Source organism: Allocoleopsis sp. (assembly GCF_036703385.1).
Classification (GTDB): Bacteria; Cyanobacteriota; Cyanobacteriia; order Cyanobacteriales; family Coleofasciculaceae; genus Allocoleopsis.
This window is the reverse complement of sequence record NZ_DATNPA010000542.1, coordinates 1-17,001: the sequence shown is the minus strand read 5'-3', so window position 1 is coordinate 17,001 and position 17,001 is coordinate 1. Positions and strand designations below refer to the sequence as shown.

The 17,001-nt window shown below is 47.9% G+C and carries 14 protein-coding genes; 9 read left to right on the top strand and 5 right to left on the bottom strand.

The window, feature by feature from the left end:
• Nucleotides 1-25 precede the first annotated feature (25 nt).
• The 6 genes from V6C93_RS26395 (at nucleotide 26) to V6C93_RS26370 (ending at nucleotide 5,801) form a co-directional block, all read left to right on the top strand.
• A complete protein-coding gene (locus V6C93_RS26395) occupies nucleotides 26-757 on the top strand; it encodes a sugar transferase (protein WP_333479645.1) in 732 nt (243 codons plus the stop codon).
• A 420-nt stretch (nucleotides 758-1,177) separates the two neighbouring features.
• Nucleotides 1,178-2,257 (top strand): GDP-mannose 4,6-dehydratase, encoded by a 1,080-nt coding sequence (gene gmd, locus V6C93_RS26390; protein WP_333479644.1) that lies wholly within the window; start codon nucleotides 1,178-1,180, stop codon nucleotides 2,255-2,257.
• Between the two features lie 89 nt (nucleotides 2,258-2,346).
• Entirely contained in the window at nucleotides 2,347-3,291 is a 945-nt protein-coding gene (locus V6C93_RS26385; protein WP_333479643.1) for a GDP-L-fucose synthase, read from the top strand.
• Between the two features lie 194 nt (nucleotides 3,292-3,485).
• A complete protein-coding gene (locus tag V6C93_RS26380) occupies nucleotides 3,486-4,049 on the top strand; it encodes a 5-formyltetrahydrofolate cyclo-ligase (RefSeq protein WP_333479642.1) in 564 nt (187 codons plus the stop codon).
• Nucleotides 4,046-4,885: a carbohydrate ABC transporter permease gene (locus V6C93_RS26375; RefSeq protein WP_333479641.1), complete on the top strand. Its 840-nt coding sequence runs from the start codon at nucleotides 4,046-4,048 to the stop codon at nucleotides 4,883-4,885. The genes V6C93_RS26380 and V6C93_RS26375 overlap by 4 nt, the downstream gene beginning before the upstream one ends.
• A gap of 292 nt (nucleotides 4,886-5,177) precedes the next feature.
• Nucleotides 5,178-5,801, top strand: coding sequence for a hypothetical protein (locus tag V6C93_RS26370; RefSeq protein ID WP_333479640.1), 624 nt, complete (start codon nucleotides 5,178-5,180; stop codon nucleotides 5,799-5,801).
• Between the two features lie 32 nt (nucleotides 5,802-5,833).
• On the opposite strand, the gene V6C93_RS26365 is transcribed toward V6C93_RS26370, so the two are convergent.
• Together V6C93_RS26365 and V6C93_RS26360 are read right to left on the bottom strand one after the other, a co-directional pair.
• Complete coding sequence (locus tag V6C93_RS26365; RefSeq protein WP_333479639.1) at nucleotides 5,834-8,350, bottom strand: HD family phosphohydrolase; 2,517 nt, start codon at nucleotides 8,348-8,350, stop codon at nucleotides 5,834-5,836.
• A gap of 610 nt (nucleotides 8,351-8,960) precedes the next feature.
• Complete coding sequence (locus tag V6C93_RS26360) at nucleotides 8,961-9,914, bottom strand: ADP-ribosylglycohydrolase family protein (protein ID WP_333479638.1); 954 nt, start codon at nucleotides 9,912-9,914, stop codon at nucleotides 8,961-8,963.
• 326 nt (nucleotides 9,915-10,240) lie between these two features.
• On the opposite strand from V6C93_RS26360, the gene V6C93_RS26355 reads away from it, so the two are divergent.
• Entirely contained in the window at nucleotides 10,241-11,437 is a 1,197-nt protein-coding gene (locus tag V6C93_RS26355) for a sensor histidine kinase (RefSeq protein WP_333479637.1), read from the top strand.
• A 63-nt stretch (nucleotides 11,438-11,500) separates the two neighbouring features.
• Here V6C93_RS26355 and aroQ read toward each other — a convergent pair whose 3' ends face one another.
• The 3 genes from aroQ to V6C93_RS26340 form a co-directional block, all read right to left on the bottom strand.
• On the bottom strand, nucleotides 11,501-11,977 hold the full coding sequence (gene aroQ, locus V6C93_RS26350; protein ID WP_349262850.1) for a type II 3-dehydroquinate dehydratase: 477 nt from the start codon (nucleotides 11,975-11,977) through the stop codon (nucleotides 11,501-11,503).
• A 3-nt stretch (nucleotides 11,978-11,980) separates the two neighbouring features.
• On the bottom strand, nucleotides 11,981-12,121 hold the full coding sequence (locus tag V6C93_RS26345) for a hypothetical protein (RefSeq protein WP_333479635.1): 141 nt from the start codon (nucleotides 12,119-12,121) through the stop codon (nucleotides 11,981-11,983).
• A gap of 285 nt (nucleotides 12,122-12,406) precedes the next feature.
• Nucleotides 12,407-13,699 (bottom strand): competence/damage-inducible protein A, encoded by a 1,293-nt coding sequence (locus V6C93_RS26340; RefSeq protein ID WP_333479634.1) that lies wholly within the window; start codon nucleotides 13,697-13,699, stop codon nucleotides 12,407-12,409.
• 120 nt (nucleotides 13,700-13,819) lie between these two features.
• Between V6C93_RS26340 and V6C93_RS26335 the strand changes: the two genes are divergently transcribed.
• Nucleotides 13,820-15,037: a hypothetical protein gene (locus tag V6C93_RS26335; protein ID WP_333479633.1), complete on the top strand. Its 1,218-nt coding sequence runs from the start codon at nucleotides 13,820-13,822 to the stop codon at nucleotides 15,035-15,037.
• Between the two features lie 247 nt (nucleotides 15,038-15,284).
• On the top strand, nucleotides 15,285-17,001 hold a 1,717-nt coding region (locus V6C93_RS26330; protein ID WP_333479632.1), incomplete at its 3' end, for a serine/threonine-protein kinase.

Below are 17,001 nucleotides of genomic sequence, written 5' to 3'. Positions count from 1 at the left end.
GTGTGGTGTGAAGTGAAGGAGTAAGATGACTGCCGAAAGCCAACTTATCTCCGTCAAGATGTTGCGAGCGTTCGTGAAGCGAGGTTTTCAGCCACTCGTGTCACGCAGCAGACCTAGAGGTCTTTCTCGACATCGCTTAAACGGAGATTTCGCCAAGCGGCTGTTTGATGTTATGTTTTCCCTATCTGTTCTGATTTTGTTTTTGCCGATTTACTTGCTACTCGCCCTATTGATTGCCATTAGCTCACCGGGGCCTATTTTTTACGCCCAGGAACGGGTTGGTAGAAATTACAAGTCATTTAGCTGTCTCAAATTCCGAACAATGGTGGAAAATGCCGACGAAATATTGACAGATTTGATGGAAACCTCACCTCATCTACGTGAGGAATTTGAGGATAACTTCAAACTCAAGAAAGACCCCCGAATTACAGTGATTGGTAAATTTTTGCGATTGACTAGTCTTGATGAGTTTCCTCAATTTTGGAATGTTTTGAAGGGGGATATGAGTGTGGTGGGGCCTCGACCTTTAGTGCCCGAAGAACTGAGTAAATACGGTCGTCATATGGATAAAGTTTTGACAATTCGACCGGGTATTACTGGCTTATGGCAAGTCTCTGGACGCAATGACATCCCTTACCCTCTTCGGGTTCAAATGGATGTTTATTACGTGAATTTTAGGAATTTTTGGCTGGATTTATGGCTAATTTTCAGAACAATTGGTGTGATTCTTTTCCCTAAAAATAATGGTGCATACTGAAAAAAAGGAAAAGTAGGGCATCTTTGTTTTCCGTTGGGAGGATTGAGTTGACAGAAAATTCTGTCTTCATTTCTTCTAAAGGGATTAAGAAGGCTAGTAGGTTAGTTAACGATTTAGTGCAACAGCACCAAATCGTTATCAATAAACGTTGTGAGCGTTTGCTCTCTGGCTCCGGAAGGAAACCGAGACCTACGGTTCGTTCCGTAGCAGGGCTACATCCTGCATAGCGATCGAAACGTTAGCTAGCGCTCACTTCAGCTAATAGCTCATTTCTTCAAACTACCAGCTTAGTCATGGGTCAATTTGTAGGTTAACTTAGGAGTGATTTGTTTACCTTCCAACATTCTTATTAGGAAGGTGAGCTACATATTGGCAGGCAGCCGCAGTGAGAGTTCCTATTTGTCACAGGAAGATTCAAGGATGACGCAACGTAAACGAGCGCTAATCACGGGTATTACAGGTCAAGACGGCTCTTATTTAAGTGAATTGTTACTTGAAAAAGACTATGAAGTTCACGGAATTATTCGGCGGACTTCGACCTTTAATACTGATCGCATCGACCACATCTATGTAGACCCTCACAATGAAAACGCTCGGTTGTTCCTCCACTACGGTGATTTAACCGATGGCGTAACCATGCGCCGAATTTTAGAAGAAGTAAAGCCTGTAGAGATTTACAACTTAGGTGCACAATCCCATGTACGGGTGAGTTTTGACTCACCAGAATACACAGTTGATTCTGTGGCAATGGGGACGCTGCGTCTTTTGGAGGCTATTCGAGATTATCGGAATCGCACAGGTATTGATGTGCGTTTTTATCAGGCGGGTTCGTCTGAGATGTTTGGCAAGGTACAAGAAGTCCCTCAAAAGGAAACAACGCCCTTTTATCCGCGCAGTCCCTATGCTTGTGCTAAGGTTTATGCGCACTGGCAAACCGTGAACTATCGTGAGTCCTACGGGATATATGCGTGTAATGGCATCTTGTTTAATCACGAATCACCGCGCCGGGGCGAAACCTTTGTTACGCGGAAGATTACAAGAGCGCTCGCTCGGATTGTAGCGGGTCAGCAGCATAAACTATACCTTGGGAATCTTGACTCCAAACGAGATTGGGGATACGCAAAAGACTACGTTAAGGCTATGTGGTTGATGTTGCAACAAGAAGAACCGGATGATTATGTCGTTGCCACCGGTGAAACTCACTCCATTCGGGAATTTCTGGATATCTCCTTTGCTTATGTCAATCTAAATTGGCAAGATTACGTAGAGTTTGACCCACGTTATCTACGTCCGGCAGAAGTGGATTTACTCATTGGTGACCCCAGTAAGGCAAAGCAAAAGCTGGGTTGGGAACCATCTGTGACGTTTGAAGAGTTAGTCAGTTTAATGGTGGAAGCAGATCTGCGAGCCTTGGGTTTGACATCCGAACATGGTGAGGGCGTAAAACATTGGGAAGATAACGCTTATATTCGTCAAAGTATAGGCAGCATGGTTGACTAAGTACAAGATTATTTCATCGCTCATACTTCAGCCTTCAGTTGACCGATCGCTAAGAAAGTTTCAGACCTTGGGCAAGGATTGCAAGACCAATGGCAACTTTAGAGTTAAGTGATAAAAGGATTCTGGTAACAGGTGGCGCAGGATTTCTAGGGCGTCAGGTAATCGATCAGCTGGGTACGGCTGGAGCAAAGCCAGAGAAAATAACAGTGCCGCGATCGCGTGAATATGACCTCCGTTCTCTGGAAGCCTGTCAACAAGTCGTTCAGCAGCAAGACATCGTGATTCACCTAGCCGCCCATGTCGGTGGTATTGGGTTAAATCGGGAGAAGCCCGCTGAGTTATTTTATGACAACCTGATGATGGGCACACAGCTTATTCATGCGGCTTATCAAGCAGGTGTGCAAAAGTTCGTCTGTGTTGGCACCATCTGCGCCTATCCTAAATTCACGCCAGTGCCGTTTAAAGAAGATGACCTCTGGAATGGCTACCCAGAGGAAACCAATGCTCCTTATGGCGTTGCCAAGAAAGCCCTCTTAGTTCAACTTCAATCCTATCGGCAGCAGTATGGATTTAACGGCATCTACCTGCTGCCAGTCAACTTGTATGGCCCAGAGGATAACTTCGACCCTCGAAGTTCTCATGTTATCCCTGCCTTGATCCGTAAGGTACACGAAGCGCAGCAAAGAGGAGAAGAGAAATTACCCGTGTGGGGCGATGGGAGTCCGACTCGTGAGTTTCTCTACTCGACGGATGCGGCACGAGGGATTGTTATGGGGGCTCAGTTCTACAATGACTCAGAACCCGTTAACCTGGGAACGGGGTATGAAATCTCGATTCGGGACTTGATAACCCTCATTTGTGAATTGATGGAATTTGACGGCGAAATTGTTTGGGAAACGGATAAGCCTAATGGTCAGCCTCGCCGTTGCTTGGATACGGAAAGAGCGAAGCAGGCGTTTGGCTTTACGGCTCAAGTAGATTTCAAGCAGGGGTTAAAAAATACGATTGACTGGTATCGTCAGCAGGCTACCTAATCAAAATAGGTCAACGTAGATGCCTTGATGGTCACTCACAGGCTTACCATCAGGGGTAAACCCTTGCCAGATATTAACTTGGTGGGCTGGGCATCCTATTGATTTAGGCTGGGTACTAATTGTCAGAGCAACAATAACCTGATTGATGTGTGAGTAAGCAGTGCCCAACCTACGGTTTTTGAGAATGGTGCCAGATGTCAGAAAAAGCACAACTACGCCGATCGCTTCTCAAACAGCGGCAATCTATACCTGTAGAAGAATGGCGAGAAAAGAGCGATCGCCTCACCTTCCACCTCCAATCCTCACCTTTATTAACTCAAGCGCGAACGGTTCTCGCCTATTTCAGCTTTCGTCAAGAACCCGATTTAAGTCCCCTATTTACAGATCCCAAATACCGTTGGGGCTTCTCTCGATGCGTTGATAAATCTCTTCTCTGGCATAGTTGGAAACCCGGAGAACCTCTCTCTAAGGGAGCTTATGGCATTTTTGAGCCTCACCCTGATTCTCCAACCGTGGAACCCAATGAGGTAGATGTAATTCTTGTACCCACTGTTGCCTGCGATAGGCAGGGGTATCGCTTAGGTTACGGTGGCGGCTTTTATGATCGATTGCTGAGTTCAGACGATTGGGCGTCTACGCCTACGATAGGAATTGTATTTGAGTTTGCCTATTTGCCGCAGTTACCAGTTGACCCTTGGGACAAACCCCTACATAGTATCTGTACAGAAAATAGGTTTCACATCATTGGTGCGCCATGAGTCGAATAAGGCAAGCTGGGATTTGGCGAGACTTTAGGATGTACGCAGTGTTGGGAGCGATCGCCTTTGTGATGCTGTTCCCTTTGCTTTGGCTTGTCAGCACATCCTTCAAGTCTCCAACAGAAGACATATTTCAGTTTCCTCCCCAGCTATTACCCAGTCAACCGACGTTCCAAAATTTTGTCACAGTCTGGCAAAGCAATCCCTTCGGGCAGTACTTATGGAACAGTACTATTGTTGCGGTCCTCACCGTCAGCTTAAATCTAATCTTCTGTTCGCTAGCCGCTTACCCCCTGGCAAGACTGGACTTTCGGGGACGGGACTTGATTTTTTCGGGCATCATCTCTACCATCATGATTCCCTTCCAGATCGTGATGATTCCCCTTTATATTTTGACGGTGCAGTTGGGTTTAAGAAACACCTATCTGGGGGTCATTTTCCCCAGTCTTGCCTCTGCCTTTGGGATTTTCCTCCTGCGGCAAGCCTTTCAGGGCGTTCCAAAGGAGATTGAAGAAGCCGCCCGGATGGATGGCTGCTCTGAGTTAGGGTTGTGGTGGAATGTCATGCTGCCAGCCGTCCGTCCCGCACTGGTAACCTTGGCAATATTTGTTTTTATTGGCTCTTGGAGTGACTTCCTGTGGCCTTTAATTGTCTTGGATCGACCGGAGTATTACACGCTTCCCTTGGGCGTCGCTACCCTTGCTGGTACCTTTTCCCTCGATTGGCGTCTAATTGCGGCAGGATCGATTATTTCCATTGCGCCTGTGATTGTGTTCTTTCTTTTCATGCAGCGATACATTGTACCAACAGATACTAGTAGTGGGGTTAAGGGTTAGAAGGTTTTTCCGAGTTGAACGGTTAGAAGGTTGGAAGGTTGAAAGTTCAGATCCGTCTTGGATTTTGCCAGTAACAACAAAGTGTAGCGATCAGTTTCACTGGTGCGGCAGCCGATCGCACTTCCTTTTCCCTATACACTCAATGACCCTCTCCGCCCTAGAAGGGCAGGGTTTCTCGGAGGTTTTCGATGAAGCTGGAACAATAGTCACGCATAAAAGTGATCACACTTACTGCATAAATTCTCAAGAATCAGACATATAGGTTAGTAAGCAAATCATCTCAGTGACAGCAATGCGTCTACCGAGAATCGGACTCACTTTCCTCGCTCTACTCACCGCTTTTGTAGAAACGCCTAAAAGTCTTAATTGGATAACACCCTTGGGAGTGCCACAAGCATTGGCTCAGACGCCAGTGAATTGGCAAGTTGAGACAAACCCATTAGTGCCACAAGGGATTAAGCGGACTCAGATCAGTCAGCTTCCATCGGCATCACCACCAGAAACAAAAGTCTCTCAATGCAACCAAATTATTGAAATTGCTAATGAAGCTGTAAGCAATGCCAAAACTATTACCAATAACGGCAATAGTTCCGAACCAGCGGCAATGCTGAGAGCAGCTGAGGCTATGGGTGATGCTGCCGAGAAAATGAAGCGAGTTTCCCTGAACGACCCAATCTTACAAGGTTTGCAATCACGATTTATCGTGATGTATGAACAGACAAGCCAAGCCACTCGCGATTTTATTAGGGCTTTTCAGGCTAAAAATAGACCAGAAGCTGAGGCCGCGCTTCATGCTTTAGAAACAGCAATTAGCCCGGAGAAACAGCTAGTTGATGAGATCAATAACTACTGCGGAGGTAATAGTCGCAACGCTCTTTGCAAGCCGACTGTTGGCACAAGGAAGTCACCAGATTGAAAGCGGTAGTTCTAGCCTTCAACCTTAGACTTTCAACTCTTCACTGAGGGTTGGTGATTGAGTGCCGCTTTCGGATAAGCAATCCGTTTGTGATTACACTGTTGCCAGACTCGGACAAAAACCTCGGCGATCGTTGACAATTCCTCTCGCGTAATTCCAGAATCGACTAACTGGTTATCTTGCCAGCGAGCTTTAAGGATTTTATGAATCATGCTAAGAGCCGTTTCTGGGGTAACATCCTTGAGACTTCGCAGAGCCGCTTCACAGGCATCTGCCAGCATGACAATACCAGTTTCTCGCGACTGGGGAACTGGGCCATCATAGCGAAAATCTTCTTCGTCTACAGGACAACCGTCTTCCTGTTCAGATTTCTGTTTAGCCTGAAAATAAAAATAGGAAATCAGCAACGTTCCTTGGTGTTCTGGGATAAAATCGCGAATGGCTTGAGGTAACTGATGCTTACGAGCCATAACCAGTCCCTCGGAGACATGTTTTTTGATAATCTCGGCACTCGTTCTGGGATCATTAATCTCATCGTGTTTATTGGGGCCGCCCATTTGATTTTCAATAAATCCTAATGGGTCGTGCATCTTGCCAATATCATGATATAATGTGCCAGCTCTAACGAGTTCCACGTTACAGTGTAGTTCCCGTGCGGCAGCTTCTGCGAGTGAGGCTACAAACATCGTATGCTGGAACGTTCCAGGTGCTTCCGTGGCTAGTTTCTTAAGCAGAGGACGATTGGGATTAGATAACTCTGCCAAACGAATGGGTGTGACCAAGTCAAACAGGCGTTCTAGGTAAGGCGATATCCCTAGGGCGACGACAGTCCAAGACAAACCCGCCAGACTGGATACACCTGCTTCTTGGAGTACGGTATACCAAACTGCACCGACAGCCGCACTAGGAACGAGATTTAGGAGGAGGTATACTCCTCCTTGAGTTATCCCAACTACAGCGCCCAGCCAAGCCAGTTCCTCGCGCGATCGCATCCGCCCAGCCATCCAAGCACCGAGTAACCCAGCCGCAGAACCTGCAAGTAGATATTCCCAACTCACTTTCATCCCGAATGTGACTAACCCTGTGAGCAGACTGACCACGGTTACTCCCAAAGCAGGGCTGTAAAAGCTGCCTACTAACAAACCAATGGCAGGCAAGTCAGTATAAGAAACGTTAAAGATCACCAGTAGTGGCGTACTCAATGTCAGCAGCCACAGCAGAATGTGGTCGCGTCGCCGTAGCCTGGGATGCACTCGTCGTTCTACTAGCCAAAAGATGACCAGACCTCCGCTAACGAGAGTGCCAAATCCGATTAGACCCTGCCAGTTAATTTCCCGACGGCTCAGTTTAAAGTGATCCAGCAGCACAAAATCCGCTTGGCTGATTTGCTCTTTGGCGTAGACAATGACCTCATCCTGCTGTATTGAGACCATCACGGGAGTTACGGCCTGTGCTGCCTGTTCAGCCCTTCGTTTTGTTTCCTCTTTATCTTCCGTTAAGTTGGGCTGCAAAACATTAGTCAGCAATTGAGTTGCGACAGGTACCGCCTCCGGAGAAATGAGCGAACTTAAGTGCAGCCTCACTGCTTCTGTTAAGAGATTTGACGGTAGTCCTGGAGGAATGCCTTGGGTCAGGATGCGCTTTGATGCCGTAGTGATGCCCCTGCGCGTCTCTTGCCAAATCTGATCCGAGAGTTCAAGCAATGACGCATCATATTGATAGCCTGATTCAGCATGTTGTAGCTCGGAAAGCTGACGCAATGCCATCACGTAACCCTGACGAGCAAGTGTTATCGACTCAATCAAAGCCGAAAACGCTTGAGGAGAAGATAGTTGACGGTAGCTTTGCAGCTCGCTGACGGCTTGGGTCAATGGAAGATTAGGTGCCTCTGCTGTGCGATCGCGCAGCTCTACTTTTGGCTCAGTAGGCTTAACAGCATTATTCCTATCGACTTGAACTAAAATTGACTGCCACTCCTCTTCCTTAATATGGCGCAGATATCGTTGGGTCGAATCTGACAGAATGGTCGTCTCCGCAAAAGGAAAAGGGCCGCCCATTTGGCGTAGTTCTTCTACCCGATCAAGAGATTGCTCGATCGCCTGATAAATATCCTGGGTGAGTGAGTGGTCAAACATCAAGACAGGGACAGCACCAGTACGAGCGGCCTTCCGCTTCTCTTCTGTCGTTTTCCTATCCTCAACGCTGGCACTATAAGGGGCTCGGATGGTCTGTGGAGCCTCTGTAGCAACATCCAACTTCGGCTGGTTATAGAAGCGGTTTCCCATTGCACTGGTCAGGGAAACCACCGCAACCAACCACATAACGGGCGGACGACTTTTGTGTTTGCGTCCCTTGGCGGCTAATCCAGGCGGCGAAAGTCGATGCGTTGCCTCCCTGGAGTTGGTTTTGCCGTCCGTGGAGATGTGATGTATCGCGTCTGTGGCGCTGTTAGAGGAGTTAGACACCCAGAATGACAACCAAGCGCGAAGATGCTCAGGTGTTCGCCGCCATTGTATCAGCGGCTGCGTCAACGAATGAAACGTTTTCATAGCACAAGATTTGCCATTTCAGGTGACGGTAGCGAAGGGGAAAGCAAGGCGCTGATTTTTGTTTCAGGTAGAACACGGCAATCTAGCTTGACTTAAATTACATCGGGTAACTTTTGAATTCACTTCTTTTTACCTTACAAAACAAGCACGGTGAATACCCTATTCCTTGAGAAATCCATTTGTCTTACTAGCTCAACTATGACTTCTGACCAATTTCACCTTGTTGACCATGAGATCAAGCCCCAAAATTTTGGGACAGGGTGGGGCTTTTAGGGGAAAATGTCAAGATTTCCTGGCATCATTTTGAACCGAGAGTTCATGCTGAGCGCACCATAGGTAACCCAAAAGGATAGAGGCGTGGGCAGTTCAGTGTTCAAAAACCCTAAAAAATCTTGGCTTTTTTTACGACTTTTGGCGACTCCCCTTTCACTTGAGTTTTTGTAGCGGCTCCTCTCTCACTCCTGAGGAGTTGCTGAACACTTTACTTACAGTCTCTACACCCTTTAGAGACCCAACACACGAGTCTTGACGGTAAGGGTAAAAAAAGTGTATTACGATTGAAAATATTATCCCCCTCTTTTTCCTGTGGCAGTGGACTCATCACACCTTATTATCGCGGCTGAATCACTCGCGGTGCTGCCACCGTTAATAACTGACCCTGAGCGAAGGGTGGCACGTCATAAACACCCGCCCAGACCTCAAATAGGCGGTCTGCTAGTTGCAGTCTCTGGATGCCGCTACTGATTCGGTTGGCAGCAAGACGCCAGCCTACAGGAATGCCAATGATGCTATTATAAACACCTGCTAAAGCACCAGTCAGGGCAGCCGTAATCTGGGGTTGGTACTGGCTACGAGCCGCACGGCTGACACTTAGGCGAAAATCTTCGGGAGTCGCGAGGAAGCAGTAGAAAGCGAGAGCAATGGCAATATGGGAGCGCCCTAGGGGTTCCCCTCTACTTTTTTGGGCATCTCGACGTAAGTGAGTCAGCGTTGTATCTAACCCGGCTCCCTGCTCTAGTAGCATCTGGACTTGTTCCAGTTGTCGCTTTAGGGGGATTTGAGAAGTTCCGAGATAATCTAGGGTTTGAGGAATTAAGGTAGCAACGTCGAGTTTTTCAGTCAAAGCAAGCGCGATCGCATACGCTACCACCGAGATCGCTTCTGGTGCCTCGGACTTATGCTGCAAAACGTCTGCACAGGCGAGCAGTTGTTGTCGCAGTTTGACCTCATCTTCATGGAAAAAGAGCGCTATTGGCAATGTCGCTACAGCCGCTTCACTGCTAGTACCCGCTGACTTGAACGACACAGACGACGGTGTCTTCTCAAATAGCAGCCACCAATCTTCTAAATTGACTTTGCCACAGCGAATTAGACTTTCAGTCCCGCAAGTGGCAAGCTGACTCCAATCCGAAAGCGTTTGATTGGTTTGGGCCTCTTCCGGCTTGGGGGATGTGAACGAAACTCCACCCCATAACCGATTCTGGTAGCCGACACAAACCAGACTTTCTCCGACAAAGCTGCCCAGTAAGGCACCCCGAAACCGGCTTAAAAGAGAATACTTCATCAATTTCTGCTACCGGTTAACCAACATTAATTGTTTCTGACCTAGTATGGCAAAACTTCTTGGGGTAATGACCTATCTTCAGCTAGAAGTCAGAAACCTAATTAGTCATATAGTCTAAATTAGCACTTCTCCCTTTTTGACTAACCGTCAATTGGTCACTGCTAGCGAGCTGGCTGGTCTAGCGGGTTTTTAACTGGGAAGTGAACAACAATCCCTAGATGTGTAGTCGTTAAGAAGACTTGTTTTCCTCACGGGGAGTATCGGCTTATCGGAGCATCGCGCTATAAATCATCCCGGAACGCCAAATCGACTACTGAAGCTAATCCATGCTAAACATTAGCCAAATTATTGCTGAAAAAGCTGACTCAATCATAGAAAAATGGATTGAAGAAGTTCGTCAAGATCGTCGCATAGAAAGCACTATCAACTTGTCTGATACGGCTCTGGGTGACTCGCTTCCCAAGCTTCTGAAATCTCTAGCCGCAGTACTCGCGCACTCTCAGAAAAACTTTAAAAAGATTGCTGACGGAAGTTTAGAACACGGTCGGTTACGAGCGCAACAAGGATATGAGGCTGACGAAATTGCTCAAGAGTATAGTCTCCTGCGTCGAACTATTTTTGCCGTGCTAGCCCCTCACTGCCTCACAGGCTCTCCCGAAGAAATTATTCTACTGTTTAGTAAAATCAATACGGTGCTAGATGAAGCCATTTCCGTATGCTACAAGAGCTATGTCCAAGAGCGCTTCAATGAATTAGAGCAAATACAGAGTCAGTTGACTCTCACGAACCAGGAACTCAATCGTCTGGTTGAATCCAGTAAAGATAATTTCTCATACCTGGCTCATGAGTTAAAGACACCTCTAACGGCCGTGATTGGTTACTCTGAACTGCTCCAGCGATTACAACAAGATAAACTCAAGGCAGAGTCAGACTCTTTGAGTCTTCGCAGTATTGAGCGAGTTCTGCAAGGAGGACGACATCTGCTCCATATCGTTAATGATTCCCTAGAATTGTCGCGCTACGAAGCCGATCAAATTCAGCTGAATCTAGAGTGGCTCAATGTCCGTGCCATGATCGCGACAGTCAGTGAAATCTTGAATCCATTGGCGCAAGCTAAAGGCTTAGAGCTAAAAATCAATGATGAAGACGCTCCTGACCAAGTTTTCACAGATTCCTTGCGTCTACAGCAAATTTTGACTAATCTCTTGAGCAATGCCATTCGCTATACAGAGGTTGGCTCGATTCAAGTGATTTGCCAAACTTTACCCCAGAAGAAGTGGTCTCTCGCTGTTAGCGATACGGGCATTGGAATTGCGCCAGAAGATAGAGACCAAATTTTTAAACCTTATTCGCAAGCCTTTTTTAACCAGGGGCGTCGCCACCAAGAAGGCACCGGCTTAGGTCTAGCAATTGTCTCTCGCCTAGTACAGTTACTTCAAGGAGAGATTGAGCTAGTCTCTGAAGTGGAGGTTGGCTCTACATTTAGAGTGATTTTGCCGATCGCCATTTCCATCGAGCCTTAAGCCCACACAATTGATTTCCTGACAATCAGGCGGTCAGAACATGTACTATACTTTAATAATGATTTAATGATTAGCTGACTTTCTCAAGTAATTCACTAAAGCATGGAGTCCCAATCTATAACTCTCGACCCCAAAGCCGCTAATCTGACCAATAGCGATCGGTGCGATAAAAGAATGATGCCGAAAGGCTTCGCGCTGATAAATATTACTCAGATGAACTTCTACCGTGGGAAGGGTTACTCCTGCCAATGCATCACGTATGGCCACGCTGGTATGAGTATAAGCCCCAGCATTAATCAATAGTCCTTGATGCTGCCCTAGGGCATCATGAATTGAGTCAACCAAGACGCCTTCATGATTCGATTGCAAAGCAACGACTTTGGCCTGTAGCTTTTGCCCTTCCTGTTCTAACAGCTGGTTAATCTCATCCAAGGTCACAGAACCATAGATTCCTGGCTCTCGGCGTCCTAATAGGTTGAGATTGGGACCATGCAGAACGAGGATGCTTAAAAGGCTCTGATTGGGGTTAGGCACAAATATTAACTAGCGACGGCGACGCCCTGGGTCATTCACTGGGATGGGAATGGGTTCAGGTTCTGGCTGGACTTCAGGCCCTAAAAGGGTTTCAATGAGCTTGCGTGCCCATTCTTTGAGTTTTTCCAGCACCTTTTCTATATAATCCATTAAACAGAAAGCTCCTGTGAGACAACCTGTATTTTTTCAAGAGCAGGACAAACGAGTTTCCCCATTGAATCTCCTTCATTAGGAGGAGAGGGGACTTTAGCTCGCTTGCTCGGTGTTTTTTTTGACAGACACTGTCTGAGAAAAAAATTCCTTAGTGTTGCATTTCTTATCACTTCAAGACTAGCACACTAATCAAAAGCTTTTCCATCCCACCCCAGGAAGGTTGGTTAGAGAGTGTTGACAAAGCCTTGTTCTCTATCTACCTCCAGTTATAGATTAACCGAATTACTCATGAATCGTCACCGAAAAAGGAAAGTGATTATTGGTCGGTCTGACCAAAAGGCGACGACGCAACATATCGAGAGCATGGCAGGCGCACAGATGACGAATTAGAGATCGACTGCGATTTTGGCCCAACTGATACTTAAAGCAGTCTACCTCGCCATCCGGTTTGGCTAGGCCAATGTAAACAAGACCAACTGGTTTGGATTCGCTGCCACCCCCTGGCCCTGCAATCCCTGTAATACTTAGTCCCCATGAGGTGGAAAGGAGCGATCTCACTCCTACTGCCATTTGGATGGCTACGGGCTTACTCACTGCGCCCGATTGTTCCAAATCCGACGGCTGCACACCGAGCACAGAGGATTTCACGGCATTGTCATAGGAAATGACGCCTCCCAAAAAGTAATTCGAGCTACCGGCGACACTCGTCAGCATACTGCCGAGTCCGCCCCCCGTACAAGATTCCGCCACACTGAGGGTTTCTGAAGTCTTGGTTAAGAGCCGACCCACCACTGACGCTAGGGTATCCTCATCGGCTCCAAAATAGTCCAGTCCACCAATTTTCCGAATTTCTTTAGCTACTGGTTCAATCAACTGATGGGCTTCCTCTTCTGAAGAGGCACGGGCAGAAATGCGTAATCTCACCTCTCCTTGGGACGCATAAGGCGCAACCGTGGGGTTAGTTAAGTCGAAAAAGGAAGCCACTTTTTCCGTCAACGCCGACTCCCCAATGCCCCAAAATCTTAAGGTGTGGCTGTAGATGATTTCTTGACCCCAGCCTTGACTTTTGAGAAAGGGAACAGCCGTTTCCCGCCACATTTGCTCCATCTCGCTGGGAACACCGGGGAACGTGAGAATGGTTAAGTTGGGGCGGGGTTGCCAAATGATACCGGGGGCAGTTCCGCTTAGATTCGGTAATACGTCTGCCCCCTTGGGAATGAGGGCTTGCTTACGGTTACTAGGAGTCATCTCCCGTCCCCGTTGGGCGAATTTCTGGGCGATGTCTTCGACGATATCTTCGCGTTCTATTAAAGGAACCCCAAAAAAGTCAGCGATCGCTTCTGTGGTTAAGTCATCCGGCGTTGGGCCCAGACCCCCTGTAAAAATTAAGATATTACTGCGAACGCAAGCCAATCCCAACACTTGCTTCAAACGGTTTGGATTATCTCCCACAACGGTTTGATAGTAGTGAGGAATGCCCAAAATAGCGAGTTCTTGCGCTAAAAACTGGGCATTGCTATTGAGAATCTCCCCCAGGAGTAATTCTGTCCCAACACAAATGATTTCAGCACTCATGGTTAGCGGTGCGCGTTAACGGCGACTGGAATTGAAACTAATGCGAAAAAGCTTAGGCTTTCGGTGTTGTCATTAGAAGAAAGGGTCTTCACTTATCTTCTACACAAGCAAGGTGGGCGTGTGAATCTTGAACAAATTGACCAACTGTTAGCCGACTGGAAAACAAAAATCGACCTTGTCAGTCAGAACCTCATCGATTTACACGGACTTCCATCTTACCAGCGACTAGTCGGTGTCTCTGGGTTCCCCAAGATAAAACTAACGGGGGTAACACAGGCACGGGTTACTCCAGCACTGGAAGCCATGAGTAACCTGTTTCAACACTTCGACTTACTGGTGACAACCCTGAGTCAGGCAGTTGAACGGCGCAAGCAGGTACCCCGCTTTTTGGGGTCAGAGCAGAAAATTCGAGAAATTGAAGACATCTTAACAGGAGCATCGATTCAGCTAGCGGTGGTTCAGATTCCGCTGGCTCAGAGAGGACTTTTGAGTGCAGCGACAAGTGCAAAGGCGATCGCACCCAACGATCTGCTTGCCGCCATGACGAACGCCTTCGAGGTTGCCAGAGATGCCGTTTTAGCGGTTGATCAAGCCTGGTTGCGCCTAGATGCAACGCTTGCCAATGCAGAAGCCGAGATAATTTCGCTGCAAAATTTAGCGAAATCGCTGGGACAAGATGCCTCAAACGAACTCGCGATCGCACGTCACAAGATTGCTACTCTCAGAACTAGCCTTGAAAGTGACCCACTAGGAGCGAGTGCGGATTTTGAGAGGGAGATTAAGACACCCATTGCGCGAGTGAAGGCGACCCTCAATCAGTTAGTTCAGCAGCAAAATCAGATTCGAGACAATCTGGAAACCGCTCACAAGCTATTGAAGCAGTTGGTAGAACTCAATCGGCAAGCCGCAGAACGCTTTGCTGAAAGTAAGGAAAAAGTGGTTGACCATTCAACGCTACAAACTCCCTTACCTTGGGAGCAAATTGAGGCTCTGAGTCAATGGCTGAAAAGACTTGAGACTAAGTTTACCGAAGGTCTTTTAACTCCGGTTCGAGTCGGTCTGGAAAACTGGACTGCCAAAGTGAAGCAATATATTGCAGCTGAAGAAAGAGCGTACACAGCCAACCGGGCACCTTTAGATACTCGACAGGAGCTGCGCGGTCGGCTCGACGCCCTCAAAGCTAAGGCACTAGCCAGGGGTCTAGCAGAAGATACGACTCTGACCGAACTAGCTCAGAAGGCCAAGCAGCTTCTCTACACTCGCCCGACGCCTTTGGATAAAGCGGCTGAGTTGGTGAGCCAGTATGAGAAGCGATTGAACAGTCGCGTCAATGGTTAACGACCGTGCTTATATAACAACTGCATAAGACATCTTAAGCCGAATGTCACTGACTTAAGGGAAAAGTAGTCGTTCTTTGAGAAAAACCCAGATTGGGGGGTTTCCCCCAAACCCCCCACTGGGGGACGGAGTGCCTACCTAGAGACCCCCTGCACAAGGGTTGGTTGATGAGCTAGGAAAGTTCTTAAGTCAGTGACATTCATCTTAAGCCACTATTTCGTACAACTGTGAAAAAAGGAAAATTTCAATGGACGGCGCAAGGTGTAATCGAAAGGGGTGCAATGGCCTTATCGAAGATGGCTATTGCAATGTATGCGGACTTGCTGCCTTAAAAGCTCAGGAAGTCAGCCAAAAGCAAAGCGCGGTAACGAGAGGCACGGGTTCAGTCATCACAACAGGAACTGGTTCATCTCCGCTAACCAATCGTTCCAAAGGTTCGCGGCGGACTAGCCACAGCACTTCGAGGAGTAGTCGCAGGCAACTCGGTGCCGGACTGGTATCTGTACCGGAACTGCCTTCGACAGAACCGGAAAAGTCGATCATGGCGGAAGCGAGGGTTCCTGATAACAAACGCTTTTGCTCAAATTGCAACAATTCACTCCGTCGAGAAAAGGGCTTCTGTCCGAAGTGCGGACACAAATATTCATTCATCGCCACACTCAACCCTGGTGATTTGGTCAGCGGTCAGTATGAAGTGAAAGGTGCGATCGCATATGGTGGACTTGGCTGGATTTACCTGGGTTTTGATCAGACGCTGTCCCGTTACGTCGTCCTCAAAGGTTTGCTCAACACGGAAGACGCAGCGGCGGCGGCAGTCGCGGTGGCAGAACGGCAATTCTTAGCAGCGGTCAAACATAGCAATATCGTCGGCATTTACAACTTCGTTAAGCATGGCACCGAAGGCTTCATCGTGATGGAGTATGTCGGCGGTAAGACGCTCAAGGATATTCGCAAAGAGCGCGGCCCCTTGCCCGTTGCGGAAGCGATCGCCTACATCCACCGTATTTTAAGTGCTTTTGCCTATTTACATTCCTTAGGTTTAGTGTATTGCGACTTCAAGCCCGACAACGTCATGCTCGAAGGCAACGATGTTAAGTTGATCGACATGGGTGGGGTCAGACGCATCGACGACCCTCACGGCGACATCTACGGTACGGTGGGTTACAGTGCGCCAGAGGCAGGTGAAGGGCCAACCGTTGTATCCGATCTGTTCACCGTAGGTAGAACCTTAGCGGTTCTGCTCACTAACATTCGAGGCTTTAGCAAAGAACATCAGTATACCCTTCCCAGCCCCCAGGAAGACCCTCTGTTTGCCGAGCAAGAATCACTTTACCGCTTTCTGCTCAAAGCAACGGCGGAGAATGCAGACGATCGCTTCCAATCAGCGGATGAAATGGCTGACCAGCTACTCGGTGTACTCCGAGAAGTGGTTGCCACTGAGACGAATACCCCACGTCCTGCCACGAGCAACGTGTTCAGCGGCGACATGCTGGCACTCACCAGCAGCAGCGGCTTCGAGCCAATCCGCGCCGACTATCACCAACTGCCCATTCCGATTCTGGACTCAACAGACCCAGGTTTCAATGCCATCCTGAATGCCGGTACTATTCCCGATCCAATTAAGCGGAGTGTCAGTTTAGAGCAAATCGTCAATCGGTTTCCCACTTCGATGGAAGCACTGCTACGGTTTGCGAACAGCCTCATTGATACAGGTGATTACGGTGAGGCAAACCTAACGTTAGCGCAAGCCGAGGAAAAAGACCCTTGGGATTGGAGAGTTTTGTGGTACAAGGGGCGGAGTTTTATGGTGCAGGGTAATGCAAAGGAGGCTCAGGCCGCATTTGACCAAGTTTACTTTGACCTACCGGGTGAACTCGCTCCCAAGTTAGCATTGGGACTAGCAGCGGAACAGGTGCGTAACTACCAACTCGCCATCAAGATGTATGACTTGGTATCTCGCACCG

Bases quoted from the DNA above. Each gene is read 5' to 3' on its own strand.
- V6C93_RS26395 (WP_333479645.1), top strand. From the start codon at position 26: ATGACTGCCGAAAGCCAACTTATCTCCGTCAAGATGTTGCGAGCGTTC.
- gmd (WP_333479644.1), top strand. From the start codon at position 1,178: ATGACGCAACGTAAACGAGCGCTAATCACGGGTATTACAGGTCAAGAC.
- V6C93_RS26385 (WP_333479643.1), top strand. From the start codon at position 2,347: ATGGCAACTTTAGAGTTAAGTGATAAAAGGATTCTGGTAACAGGTGGC.
- V6C93_RS26380 (WP_333479642.1), top strand. From the start codon at position 3,486: ATGTCAGAAAAAGCACAACTACGCCGATCGCTTCTCAAACAGCGGCAA.
- V6C93_RS26375 (WP_333479641.1), top strand. From the start codon at position 4,046: ATGAGTCGAATAAGGCAAGCTGGGATTTGGCGAGACTTTAGGATGTAC.
- V6C93_RS26370 (WP_333479640.1), top strand. From the start codon at position 5,178: ATGCGTCTACCGAGAATCGGACTCACTTTCCTCGCTCTACTCACCGCT.
- V6C93_RS26365 (WP_333479639.1), bottom strand. From the start codon at position 8,350: ATGAAAACGTTTCATTCGTTGACGCAGCCGCTGATACAATGGCGGCGA.
- V6C93_RS26360 (WP_333479638.1), bottom strand. From the start codon at position 9,914: ATGAAGTATTCTCTTTTAAGCCGGTTTCGGGGTGCCTTACTGGGCAGC.
- V6C93_RS26355 (WP_333479637.1), top strand. From the start codon at position 10,241: ATGCTAAACATTAGCCAAATTATTGCTGAAAAAGCTGACTCAATCATA.
- V6C93_RS26345 (WP_333479635.1), bottom strand. From the start codon at position 12,121: ATGGATTATATAGAAAAGGTGCTGGAAAAACTCAAAGAATGGGCACGC.
- V6C93_RS26340 (WP_333479634.1), bottom strand. From the start codon at position 13,699: ATGAGTGCTGAAATCATTTGTGTTGGGACAGAATTACTCCTGGGGGAG.